We start from the raw sequence: 12,450 nt of genomic DNA, 5'->3' as shown, positions 1-12,450 counted from the left end.
AATTTTTAAAACTTATTGCATAATAATACAAGTTATATAGCTATTATGTAAAATAATTGTATATTATCTATTCCCAAATAAAGATGACCCTAGTCTTATTTCTGTTGCTCCTTCTTCAATAGCTATTTCAAAATCATTGCTCATACCCATAGAAAGATGTTCTAGATTTACTGAAGGCATATTATATTTAGATGCCTGTTCTAATAATTTGCGAGTGAGTCTGAAGCATTCTCTTATTCTATTCTGATCCGAGGTTAACTCTGCAATTGTCATGAGCCCTATAACTTTTATATGAGTAGTGGTATCTGATATTTTATGTAAGAATGAAATTAAATCACTTGGATTTAAACCGTATTTGCTTGGTTCTGGTGATGTTTTTATTTGGACCATAACATTTAGGGTTTTATTTTGTTTTTGAAGATAATTATTAAGATTTTGAGCTAACTCTAGGCTATCAAGAGATTGGACTTCTTCAATATATTCTATAATATCTTTTATTTTATTTTTTTGTAAATGACCTATCATAACCCACTTTATATTTTTATTAATAAGTTCTTTATATTTAGAATGTATTTCTTGGGTTCTATTTTCTCCAAATCTTTTAAATCCTAAAAGTTGGGCTTCTTGTATATTATTACAAGTAAAATTTTTGCTTACAGGTAAAATTGATATTTGATTTTCTTTGCGACCTATTCTCTGGCATATTTTTATTATTTTGTTATTAATAAATTCAAATCTTTCTTGTATTGAGAGTTTATTGTTCATGATTTAAAGAAAAAATTATGTTATATAAATTATGTTATATATTTACTTAATCCTATTTTATATTTATTTGATATATCTACCCACATATTATGATAGTATAATCCAGTTATTCATTATTTAGAATTTTTATAAAATGGCTTTGCTTTCAATTTTAAAATATCCAGATAGTCGCTTGAATTTAGTTGCTGAACCTGTTAGAGATTTCGATGATAATTTAAATTTAATTATTAAAGATATGGCTTTTACTATGTATAATTCTAATGGACTTGGTTTAGCAGCTACTCAAGTTAACATACAAAAAAGAATTGTAGTAATAGATATTTCTGAAGATCAAAATCATTTGATGGTTTTAATAAATCCAGAGATTACAGTTTTTAGTAATAACAAATTATTTGAGAGAGAAGGTTGTTTATCTGTTGTTGATGTTTATGAGAAAGTTGAAAGGTCTAGTAATATAATTTGTAAGTTTATGGATCAAAATGGAGAGCTTAGAAATTTAGAAGCGGAAGGCCTTTTATCTAGATGTATACAACATGAATTAGATCATCTAAACGGTAAATTGTTTATAGATCGTCTATCTTCTTTAAAAAGAGATAGAATTAGAACTAAAATTAACAAATTAAAAAAACAAACTTAACAGTTTTAATCTTAAATATGCGTATAATTTTTGCTGGAACGTCAGATTTTGCTGCTATTCATCTGAATTATTTGTTTTCATTAGGTCATGAAATTCCTATTGTCATAACACAACCAGATAGTCATTCTGGGAGAGGGTTATTATTAAAATGTAGTCCTGTTAAACAGTTAGCAATAGAAAGAAATGTGAAGGTGTTTCAACCTAATAGTCTTAGTATTGAACCTAATGGCAGTACTCAAACTTTAGAATTAAGAAACACGTTACTTGATTTAAATCCAGATATTATTGTTGTTGTGTCATATGGTTTAATTTTACCAAGATGGTTATTAAATCTACCTAAGTTTGGATGCGTTAATGTTCATGCTAGTTTTTTGCCTAGATGGAGAGGTGCGGCACCTATACAAAGATCTATAGAATATGGGGATGCATATACTGGTATCACAATAATAAAAATGGATTCTGGGTTAGATACTGGGGATATACTATTTCAGTCTAAAATACCCATCATGGATTATTTTACTTACCAAGACCTCCATGACTTGTTGGCATTTGAGGGGTCTAGAGGATTGGAATATGTTTTAGCTAATTTTAATAACATAGATCCTTACCCACAATTAAAAGATGGTGTTACTTATGCTAAAAAAATAGAAAAAAAAGATTCTATTCTAGATTTTTCTAAAGATGCTTGTTATTTAGAAAGACTCATTAGATCTTTAAATCCATATCCTGGTTCTATTATAAGATTGCCTATATTCAAGGATCCTATTAAAGTATGGAAAGCATTAGTATTAGATTATAAAGGTAAAGAAGTTCCAGGTACTATTATTAATGTTGATGAGATTGGTATAGATATAGTTACCTCACAAGGTGCTTTACGTTTAAAGGAACTTCAAAAATCTGGATCTAAAAAATCTATGGTTGCTGATTTTGTAAGAGGATATAGAAGATTATTAAAAGTTGGTATGCAAGTTATTCAGTAATCATTTGATTTCTTGTTTTTTTTAAGTGAAATTACTTTAGTGATTGAAAATTTTCTAATTTAGAAATACGTATGAAAATCAATATATTAATTGGATACTTAAGATTAAGCATATGAAAATAAAAAATATTTTGAGTATTAGTTAGATGAAATTTCATTTTAAAAAGAATACATTAGCTGCCCATATGTATATTTCGTCTTGTGCTATAGAGGAAGTATTAAAAGGTTATTCCCTTACTCTGTACTTAGATAATATGGATTATGAATTTAGATCAGCAGTTCAAGATTTGAGTTTTCACGCAATGCGTTATTTAGGTTGGGCTGATTGTGTAGGGAAATACTTATTAAGAAATTATCCAAATAAGTTGTTTGAATCTTTGCTTTTACTATCATTAACTTTATTGAAATTTTCTTCAGAAAAAGAATTTACCAATAATATTCCTATATACAAAGAGTTTACTATAGTAAATGAAAGTTGTAATGTTGCAAATACAATTCCTATTCTTAGACCCTATAAAGGTTTATTGAATGCTATTTTACGTAGGTTTTTAAGAGAAAAAGATAACATAAATTCTTATTTTAGAAAAGATCTTAAGGCAGTTTGGAATTATCAAGAGTGGTGGATAGACAAAGTCCAGAAGTGCTATCCTTTACAATGGCAAAGTATATTGTCTTGTGCTAACACACAGTCTCCTTTAATTTTGCGAGTGAATAAGAGAAATATTAATAGAGAGAAAGTGTTAGAAGAATTTGCATCTAGCAATATTGAAGCCAAATCATTTGGTGAAAGTGGTATTCTTTTATATAAATCTAGATCTATTAAAGATATGCCTGGTTTTGATGAAGGCTGGTGGTCTGTCCAGGATTCTGGTGCGCAGTTAGCTATTCCTTTATTGCAAATTCAAGATGGCATGAGGGTATTGGATGCTTGTGCTGCACCAGGAGGTAAAACATCTCACTTGTTAGAATTAGCTGATGTAAAATTACTTGCTTTAGATTCTAATAAGATAAGATTAAATAGATTACAGGCAAACTTAGAGCGTTTAAAGTTAAATTCTAGTAACACTAGATTTCTAGTGGCTGATGCTGGATCTTTAAATCAATGGTGGGATGGGGTGATGTTTAATGTTGTCATTGCTGACGTTCCATGTACTGCTTCAGGGATTGTTAGAAAACATCCTGACATAAGGTGGTTAAGGAAGTATTCTGATATACAAAAATCTGTATTGCTTCAAAAAAGAATACTGGAGTCTCTTTGGAAAACTGTTGTTTCTGGTGGATTGTTGTTGTATGTAACATGTTCTATATTTCCTGAGGAATGTATTTTTCAGGCACTATCTTTCCTGGAAAGACATCAAGATGCAATATTTTTAGATTCTCATAATCAAATACTACCTAATAAGAGTCAGAATGAGTTGTTTGTAGATAATGATGGGTTCTTTTTTGCTCTTTTTAAGAAGAAATGATTATATATTAGAGTCTGTTTTTACTAGTTTGTAGTTATATTGAATAGTATTATCATTTTGCAAACAAATGGATTTCTTTTTTAAAATTTTTGTTTGATATAATATACATTTTTATAAATACTAGATTTTTAGTATTTATAATTTATATGTAAATTAGTGTTGTGTTTTTATTATCATTATTTTTATAGAATTATGGCTTTATAATTAGCAGTGTTTTTATATATATTTGGTAAAATTAATTATTAATAAAATTACTAATATTCTATTAATTATAGTAATAAAAAACATATTGTTTACAGATTATAAGAATTATATTATTTACATAAGTGGGAGCTATATGGCCAGAATTCTGGTAGTAGATGACGAGATTGGTATTAGGGAGCTTTTATCAGAAATTTTATATAATGAGGGACATGCTGTTGAACAGGCTGAGAATGCTGCTCAGGCTAGATCTGCGCGTTTAAGTTACAGACCTGATCTTGTTTTGTTGGATATATGGATGCCAGATACAGATGGGGTTAGTCTTTTAAAAGAGTGGATATCACAAGGATTGTTAGATATGCCCGTGATAATGATGAGTGGTCATGCTGGTATAGATATAGCGGTTGAGGCTACTCGTATGGGAGCAATGGATTTTCTAGAAAAACCAATTTCACCACAACTGTTATTAAAAACTGTTGCTGCTGGATTGTTGCGTAATAGAGCTAAGCAATCTACTTTGAAAACATCTAGAATTCCTGTTAAAGAGTCAAATGATAGTTCAGAGAATTCTTGTTGGGTTGACTCATGTTTAGTTCCAATAGAAAACAATGGTGGTTTTAAGTTAGGCAGTGTTTCTTTAGATCAACCTTTAAGAGATGCACGAGATACATTTGAGCGTGTTTATTTTGAATATCATTTAATGAAGGATGGTTATAGTATGACTAGGGTTTCAGAGAGAACTGGTTTAGAGCGTACTCATTTATATAGAAAATTAAAACAATTAGGGATTACAACAACATCTAGAAAAAAGAACAATGACAATAAATAGTCTAGTTATAATTTATTTATAGAATTAATATTTATATATTTTTCATTGTTATTGATAAATTGATTATTATGGCGCCATGCGTGTCCATATATTATTTCAATAGTTAGTTTAAGATTGTTAAATTCGTTTTTTTGTTTTTCTAAAGCATCATATAATTTTTTTAACCATTCTTTACTCGTTAAATTTGATTTTCTTCCTAATGAAGGATTTCCACCAATACAATAAATATCTTTTATTAATTCTTGCGGTGTTTTATAAAATATATTTAAAGTTTCTTGATTCATTACAGGATTAGTAAAGCCATATTCCACTAGCATATCGCCATAATCGTGCATATCAATGAATTCTAATGTTTTTGTTTCTAAATTGGCATCTTGTAAAGCTAAACGGACTTCTTTTATGGTGTTTGGTCCAAAGCATGAAAACATTAATAGGCCATTATTTTTTAATAATCTATACCATTCAAGAAAAACCTTTTGTGGTTGAGGATGCCAATGTAATGCAAGATTAGACCAGATAAGATCAAAATATTCTGTCTCTAATCCTGAGGAGGCCATATCAGACTGGATAAATTTAGGAATATTTTTTTTGTTTAATAATTTATTAAAAAAACAATGATATTTTTTAAGTTTTTTTTTAGATTCTTGCAATAGAGTTTCGCAGTTATCTAAACCTATATAATAGCTCTTTTTGTAAAGAGATTTTAGTAAATCAGAATTATCACCAGAGCCACATCCAACATCCAGTATTGTTTCAGGGTTTATATGGACAAACTTTAAGTTGTCTATCATTTTTGTTGCTATGTTAGCATATAAAAACTGAGCTTTTGCTAAATTATGTCTTCTAGAAAATTGTTTTATGACATGTTGCTGATTTATAGGGAGTGGAAATTTATTTTTCATGTAATTTTGAATAAGATCTTAAAGATTTTTTATTCTAACATTTTTAAAAAAATATATAATATATATACTTTAACTCTTTGGTTTTTATTTTTTAGGTATATATGTTTAATATTGTTCTAGTTTCACCTGAAATTCCTTCTAATACAGGTAATGCTATAAGATTATGTGCCAACAGTGGTTCTCATTTACATTTAGTTAAGCCTATGCCATTTGATCTTGATAATGCTAAATTAAGAAGAGCTGGTTTAGATTATCATGAATGGCAGCCAGTTCGTGTGCATGATGACTTAAATAGTGCATTAAGATTCATAGGTTCCAATATAGATAGGTGTTTTGCAATTACTACAAAATCACGAAATGTATTTTCAGAAGTAAAATTTTATCCAGGTGATGTTTTTGTTTTTGGACGAGAAACAGCTGGTCTTTCTGATGTTGATAAAAATTCTTTTTTAAAACAGAATCAAATTAGAATCCCCATGATTGCAACTCAACGTAGTTTGAATTTATCTAATGCTATAGCTATTACCGTATATGAGGCATGGCGTCAAAATAATTATGGTGGATGCCTTTAGATTATAATCATATTATTTTTTTCAAAATGTTTCATAACGAGACTTTCTTTCTAGTAAAATTGATACTGCCTTTATAGGATCTAGGTTTTCGAATAGAATTGAACATACTGTTTCTACTATTGGTAATTCTATATTTAAATTTCTTGCTCTATCTCTTGCTGCAATACAGCATCTTACTCCTTCAACTGTTATTTTAGAATTTATTAGATTTTTAATTGGAATTCCTTGAGCAATTTTTATTCCTATATTCCTATTTCTTGATAGATCACCAGTTGTAGTTAAGACCAAATCTCCTAAACATGATAGTCCAAAAAATGTTTCTTCTTGTGCGCCTAAAGCTAGTCCAAAACATTTGATTTCATGCAGACCTCTTGTTATAAGAGCAGCTCGTGCATTAGATCCTAAATTTAATCCATCCGAAATGCCACATGCTATGGCTATTATATTCTTTAATGCTCCTCCTACTTCAACTCCAATAATATCGTGATTGCTATATAAACGAAGTTTATTAGTATGTAATGCTTTAATAGTTAGTTCACATACTTCTTTTTCTTTGCTCGCTATAGTTAGTGCTGTTGGTAGATCTAAGGCTACTTCTTTCGCAAACGATGGTCCTGATAGTATTCCATTTCTTAAATTTGGCACTTTTAAGTTTTGTTCAATAATTTCATGTAATAAATTATTAGTGTTTGATTCAAATCCTTTTGAGGTCCATATGACTGTAATGTTATTAATATTAAAATCGATTATTTTCGTTTGTAATATATAACAAATATTCTTAATTTCAGCTATAGGTACACTTATTATTAATAGAGGTGTATTGTTTTTGGATTTTAAAGAAATAAAAGCATCATTGAGATTATTAGTAATATTAAGATTTTTAGGTAGTTTGATTTCAGGTAGGTATACTTGATTTTCTTTGTTTTTAATCATGTTTTCTACCTGATCACAATTCCTGCCCCATAGACACGTATTATTTTTCTTATTTGCGGCAATAGCAAGAGCAGTTCCCCAACTACCAGAACCCATGACTAGTATATTAAGAGGATTTTCTGTGTAATTATTTATATGACTATTCATTGTTTTTATAGTTTTTATATAAATAATTAAAATCTAATTCTTCCAATGTTAGAGCTGGTAGTGATGTGCGAGATATTAGATCTGATATATTTGCTCTTAAGTAAGGATATATTATTGAATAGCATTGAGTGCTTAGTAATATATCTATTTGTTCTTGTGGTATATTTAAGAATTCAAAAATTCCAGATTGTGTAGCTTCTATAATATATAGAATTTTTTCTTTTGTTGTTGATTGTACTGTGGCAGTAATGCTGGATTCAAATATATGTTCAGAAAGTTTTTGAGTGTCTACTTTTATATTAACATCGATTGTATATTTATCCATTTCTATAAAAATATTTGGAGCATGAGGCATTTCTATAGATAAATCTTTTAAATATATACGTTGCAAGGTAAATTTTGGTTCTGATTTCATTGTTGTTTTCTATTAGTAAATTATTATAAGTATTATCATTCTAGATTATTTTCTATCTTTATATGTGATTACTGGTAGACCATCATTAATCCATGAATCTATATTACCTATTAGATAATAGGAATTTATAAAGCCTATTTTCTGCATTTTATTAACTATGTTTTCTGAATCTTTATCATTAGAACTTAATATTACTATATATTTTTCTTTGTTAATTTTTTTAAAGCTTACATCTATTTCATTCAAAGAAATATTTTTAGATTGTGGGATATGGTGATGTTTAAAATCATTCTCTGATCTAAAATCTACAATCATAGCATGTTTGCTGTTAATTAATTTTATAGATTGAGAAGTACTTAGTCCTAGAGTATTTTTATTAAAGCTTAATATAATGAGATAGGTTCCAGTAAGAAGGGCAGTTGTAGCAAAAAAAATATTCTTTGGGTCAGCTATAAATTCTATAAAGCTCATTTAATATCCTTATTTAATTAAATTTGTTGATATTTGTTTATTTTATTTAAATTTTGTATTTAATAGTAGTTTTAATTATAGAATGTTATATATATTAAAATAATTAATATTTATTTGAGGATTTTATTTATGTATAAATTAGTTTTAATGCGACATGGTGAAAGCGAATGGAATGCAGAGAATCGTTTTACTGGATGGGCAGATGTTGATTTAACAGCACTAGGTCGACAACAAGCTATAAATGCTGGTAGTTTAATGAAGAAAGATGGTTATAGCTTTGATGTTGTTTATTCTTCTGTTTTAAAAAGAGCTATACGTACTTCATGGTTAGCTCTTGATAGTATGAATATTATGCATACTCCAATAGTTTTAAATTGGCGCCTTAATGAGAGGCATTACGGTAATCTTCAAGGTCTTAATAAGAGTAGTACAGCAGCTAAATATGGTGAAGAGCAAGTATTAATTTGGAGACGTTCTTATGATGTCGCCCCTGATCCTTTATCCATAGATGATAATAGACATCCGCGGTTTGATTCTAGATATAGTAAAGTTGAACTAAATGATCTTCCTGCATCAGAGTGTTTGAAAGATACTGTTCAAAGAGTTATTCCAATTTGGAATAATTCTATATCTACAGCTATTAGAGCTAATAAGAAAGTTTTAATTGTTGCTCATGGCAATAGTTTAAGAGCTTTGATAAAGTATATAGATAATATATCTGATGAAAATATCATGAGTTTAAATATTCCAACTGGTCAACCTTTAGTTTACGAGCTTAATAATGATCTAATTCCTGTTAGAAATTATTATCTTGGTGATCTTAAGGAAATAGAGAAATCTATTCAGGCTGTTAAATCTCAAGGGGTAGTCTAATATATTATTTATCTTAGTTATTTATGTCATTAAGGTTATTTGTAATTTACATTATCACTTATAGTAAATCATAACACATGAAAGTTAGAAATTTTTTGAGTCTATTAATAACAACATGTTGTCTTGTTATTGTGTTCTTTAATGTTAGATCTACTATTTTAACCCAAAATAGTTGTAGTTTATTATCACTAGAACAACTTAATCAATTTAATAAGGCTTTTTCTATTATAAAAAATAATTATATAGAAAATATTGATGATGATGTAATGATAAATAATGCAATTTCTGGAATGCTATCTAACTTAGACCCTCATTCTTCTTATTTAGGAGATGATGAATATAGTTATATTCAATCAGTTACTTGTGGAGAGTTTGGAGGTCTTGGTATTGAAGTAAGTATTGATAAAGGTATTCTAAAAGTTATTTCTGCCATAGAGGGAGCTCCAGCTTATAAATCTGGAATATTATCTGGTGATCATATAATAAAGATTGGAAATACTTTAACTCAAGGAATGACTCTAAATGACTCTATCAGGATGATGAGAGGAGATTCTGGGTCATCAGTTATTTTGACTATTAGTAGGAAAGGTTATGAGAAACCTATAACTTTCAAAATATGTCGCGATATTATCAAAATTAATAGTGTTCGTGGCAATATTATAAGAGAAAATATTCTTTATCTAAGAATTAAACATTTTCAAGAAAAAACAGTTGAGGAAATTTTAGAACAATTAAATAAAATTACTAATAGTAGTAAAATATTTAATGGACTTATTCTAGATTTAAGAGATAATCCTGGAGGTCTTCTTAGTAGTGCTGTAGAAGTATCAGGTATATTCTTACCACAGAATACATTGATAGTTTCTACTCATGGACGAGCGATTAATTCATCTTATGATTACTTTTCATACTCAGATGAATATTATTCTATGTTTTGTAAAGAGTGGAGAGATTTTTTAAAAAATACTCCTATGATAGTACTAGTAAATTCTGGTTCTGCATCAGCTTCAGAGATAGTAGCTGGTGCTATGCAAGATCATAACAGGGCAAAAATTCTTGGAGATAGAACTTTCGGTAAAGGTTCTGTGCAGACAATTTTACCATTAAGCGATTCAAGCGCTATTAAATTAACTACATCTAGATATTTTACTCCTCAGGGAAAATCAATCCAAGCAAGAGGTATATACCCTGATTATAGGGTTTCAGATAGTAGGCAGGAAAATATTTTTATAAAAAGAGAGGTGGATTTAAAAAGTCACTTATATAATAGCCAAGAAATGTTATTGGATAATAATGTAGAAGATAATTTATATTTAGGAGATTTTTTTGATTTAGGCAACAAACATGATTTACAACTCACAAAAGCTATTAATATTATATCTGGTTTACAATTAGAAGAATTCTAATAGCAATATAATTTAAAAAACAAATTAATTTTATATAAACATGAATGATCAACAATTAATGAGATATGCGCGCAATATTCTCTTAGAAGAATATGGGTTCGAGAAGCAAAAAATAGTAATGAATTCACATGTGTTAATAGTTGGACTAGGAGGGTTGGGATCATCTGCTGCTATGTATTTAGCTTCTTGTGGTATTGGTAAACTTACTTTAATTGATAAAGATGAGGTTGATATTAGTAATTTGCAAAGACAAATTATACATAATACTAATAATATAGGGATGTCAAAAGTATTATCAGCGCAAAAGACTTTATCGAGTCTTAATCCTGAGGTGAGTGTTAGTGCTATTTGTCAGGAGGCTAATGAAGATGTTTTGAATAAAATTATTATGGACGTGGATCTAGTATTAGATTGTTCTGATAATTTTACAACTCGTTATTTAATAAATAGGATGTGTGTTGAAGCAAGTAAGAGTCTTGTTTCGGGAGCTGCAATACGTTTTAATGGACAGGTTAGTGTTTATGATTTAAAGCAAATAGATAGTCCTTGTTATAATTGTCTTTTCCCGTATGAGAAGAATGATTTATTAGAATCTGAAAATTGTGCTACTACTGGAGTATTTTCTCCTTTGGTTGGTGTTATAGGTAGTATGCAAGCATCAGAGTCTTTAAAAATATTGGCAAATATAGGTAAAACTTTAGTAGGAAGACTAGTGCGTTTTGACTTGTTAAACACAGATTTTAAGGTTTCCTATTTTAATAGAGATAGTAGTTGTGAAGTTTGTTCATATAGACATAAATAATTACTTTGAGGATGTTTTATTTTTATTGATATAAGATTGAAGGGCGTATAGTAAATTATTTACGCCTTCTTTTGTTATACTAGAAATGGTAAAAATTGGGTTGTTCCATTCAAGTTTATTTTTTATATTTTTTTCTAGGTTATTGATATTTTCGTGTGGTATTAGATCCATTTTGTTTAGAACAAGCCATCTTGGTTTATTTGCTAAATCATTATTGTATTCATTTAATTCTTTATTTATATCTTTATAATCTTGTAGTATTTTATTTATGTTGTTATTTTCTAAATTAATAGATGATATATCAATTATATGTAACAGAATTTTGGCTCTAGTTAAATGTCTTAGAAATAAATGACCAAGTCCTGCTCCTTTTGAGGCTCCTGTAATAAGTCCAGGGATATCCGCAACAGTGAAGCTATTAGATTCTGAAATTCTTACTACTCCTAGGTTAGGATATAATGTTGTAAATGGATATTCTGCTATTTTAGGTTTTGCGTTTGATATTTTTGATATAAGAGTCGATTTCCCGGAATTTGGTAATCCTAGTAATCCTACATCAGCTAGCACTCTTAATTCTAATTGTACTTTCTTTGTTTCTCCTTCTATTCCTTTGGTGAATTGACGAGGAGCTCTGTTTATACTAGATTTAAAATGTAGATTACCCAATCCACCTTCTCCACCTTTTGCTAATATAATTTTATCTCCATGATTTTTTAAATCTGCTATTAAATCTTTAGTTTCAAGATCTTTAATAATTGTTCCAATTGGAACTGTGAGAATTATATTTTCTGCAGCGGCTCCATTCTGGTCCGATCCCCTACCATTTTCTCCATTTTTTGCTCTAAATATTCTTTTATATCTAAAATCCACTAAGGTATTTATATTGTAGTCTGATATAACTATTATAGATCCACCACGTCCGCCATCACCTCCATTAGGTCCTCCCTTAGGGATGAACTTCTCTCTTCTAAAGCTAGCTACTCCATCGCCACCTTTACCTGCAATTACTTCAATAGTTACTTCATCTACAAATTTCATGTTTTACTATTCTT

14 protein-coding genes are annotated in these 12,450 nt (G+C 28.8%); 8 read left to right on the top strand and 6 right to left on the bottom strand.

All coding sequences use genetic code 11. The features are described from left to right. Positions 1–63: 63 nt before the first annotated feature. A complete protein-coding gene (locus CDSE_RS03385; RefSeq protein WP_015396605.1) occupies positions 64–765 on the bottom strand; it encodes a YggS family pyridoxal phosphate-dependent enzyme in 702 nt (233 codons plus the stop codon). A gap of 133 nt (positions 766–898) precedes the next feature. Here CDSE_RS03385 and def point away from each other — a divergent pair, with 133 nt between their 5' ends. The 4 genes from def to CDSE_RS03365 all read left to right on the top strand — a co-directional run bounded on the left by def (position 899) and on the right by CDSE_RS03365 (position 4,877). Beyond that, complete coding sequence (gene def, locus CDSE_RS03380; RefSeq protein WP_015396604.1) at positions 899–1,402, top strand: peptide deformylase; 504 nt, start codon at positions 899–901, stop codon at positions 1,400–1,402. A 17-nt stretch (positions 1,403–1,419) separates the two neighbouring features. After that, a complete protein-coding gene (gene fmt, locus CDSE_RS03375) occupies positions 1,420–2,382 on the top strand; it encodes a methionyl-tRNA formyltransferase (protein WP_015396603.1) in 963 nt (320 codons plus the stop codon). Between the two features lie 145 nt (positions 2,383–2,527). Continuing rightward, positions 2,528–3,847, top strand: coding sequence for a 16S rRNA (cytosine(967)-C(5))-methyltransferase RsmB (gene rsmB / locus CDSE_RS03370; RefSeq protein ID WP_015396602.1), 1,320 nt, complete (start codon positions 2,528–2,530; stop codon positions 3,845–3,847). Positions 3,848–4,184: 337 nt separating this feature from the next. Continuing rightward, positions 4,185–4,877 carry a response regulator gene (locus CDSE_RS03365; protein ID WP_015396601.1) on the top strand — a complete coding sequence of 231 codons (693 nt, stop codon included), beginning with the start codon at positions 4,185–4,187 and terminating at the stop codon, positions 4,875–4,877. 5 nt (positions 4,878–4,882) lie between these two features. On the opposite strand, the gene CDSE_RS03360 is transcribed toward CDSE_RS03365, so the two are convergent. Then, positions 4,883–5,779, bottom strand: a complete 897-nt coding sequence (locus CDSE_RS03360; protein WP_015396600.1) for a methyltransferase domain-containing protein — start codon at positions 5,777–5,779, stop codon at positions 4,883–4,885. Between the two features lie 101 nt (positions 5,780–5,880). On the opposite strand from CDSE_RS03360, the gene CDSE_RS03355 reads away from it, so the two are divergent. Further along, entirely contained in the window at positions 5,881–6,351 is a 471-nt protein-coding gene (locus CDSE_RS03355) for a tRNA (cytidine(34)-2'-O)-methyltransferase (RefSeq protein ID WP_015396599.1), read from the top strand. A 21-nt stretch (positions 6,352–6,372) separates the two neighbouring features. Here CDSE_RS03355 and CDSE_RS03350 read toward each other — a convergent pair whose 3' ends face one another. From CDSE_RS03350 to CDSE_RS03340, 3 genes are read right to left on the bottom strand one after another with little or no spacing between them, the layout of a single operon-like run. Continuing rightward, on the bottom strand, positions 6,373–7,431 hold the full coding sequence (locus tag CDSE_RS03350) for an NAD(P)H-dependent glycerol-3-phosphate dehydrogenase (protein ID WP_015396598.1): 1,059 nt from the start codon (positions 7,429–7,431) through the stop codon (positions 6,373–6,375). Then, positions 7,424–7,846 carry a protein-export chaperone SecB gene (gene secB / locus CDSE_RS03345; RefSeq protein ID WP_015396597.1) on the bottom strand — a complete coding sequence of 141 codons (423 nt, stop codon included), beginning with the start codon at positions 7,844–7,846 and terminating at the stop codon, positions 7,424–7,426. The genes CDSE_RS03350 and secB overlap by 8 nt, the downstream gene beginning before the upstream one ends. Positions 7,847–7,891: 45 nt before the next feature. Next, the gene (locus tag CDSE_RS03340) at positions 7,892–8,317 is read right to left on the bottom strand and encodes a rhodanese-like domain-containing protein (protein WP_015396596.1); all 426 of its coding nucleotides are present in this window, start codon (positions 8,315–8,317) and stop codon (positions 7,892–7,894) included. Between the two features lie 129 nt (positions 8,318–8,446). On the opposite strand from CDSE_RS03340, the gene gpmA reads away from it, so the two are divergent. From gpmA to CDSE_RS03325, 3 genes are all read left to right on the top strand, one after another. Continuing rightward, positions 8,447–9,190 carry a 2,3-diphosphoglycerate-dependent phosphoglycerate mutase gene (gene gpmA / locus CDSE_RS03335; RefSeq protein ID WP_015396595.1) on the top strand — a complete coding sequence of 248 codons (744 nt, stop codon included), beginning with the start codon at positions 8,447–8,449 and terminating at the stop codon, positions 9,188–9,190. 95 nt (positions 9,191–9,285) lie between these two features. Continuing rightward, a complete protein-coding gene (locus CDSE_RS03330; RefSeq protein ID WP_235043907.1) occupies positions 9,286–10,596 on the top strand; it encodes a S41 family peptidase in 1,311 nt (436 codons plus the stop codon). A gap of 40 nt (positions 10,597–10,636) precedes the next feature. Beyond that, a complete protein-coding gene (locus CDSE_RS03325) occupies positions 10,637–11,398 on the top strand; it encodes a HesA/MoeB/ThiF family protein (RefSeq protein WP_015396593.1) in 762 nt (253 codons plus the stop codon). On the opposite strand, the gene obgE is transcribed toward CDSE_RS03325, so the two are convergent. Beyond that, the gene (gene obgE / locus CDSE_RS03320; protein ID WP_015396592.1) at positions 11,399–12,436 is read right to left on the bottom strand and encodes a GTPase ObgE; all 1,038 of its coding nucleotides are present in this window, start codon (positions 12,434–12,436) and stop codon (positions 11,399–11,401) included. Between the last annotated feature and the right edge of the window lie 14 nt (positions 12,437–12,450).

Origin of the sequence: Candidatus Kinetoplastibacterium desouzaii TCC079E (assembly GCF_000340795.1) — a bacterium.
Classification (GTDB): Bacteria; Pseudomonadota; Gammaproteobacteria; order Burkholderiales; family Burkholderiaceae_B; genus Kinetoplastidibacterium; species Kinetoplastidibacterium desouzai.
Note: the sequence above shows the minus strand (reverse complement) of the source record. Positions and strands in the feature narration are given on the sequence as shown.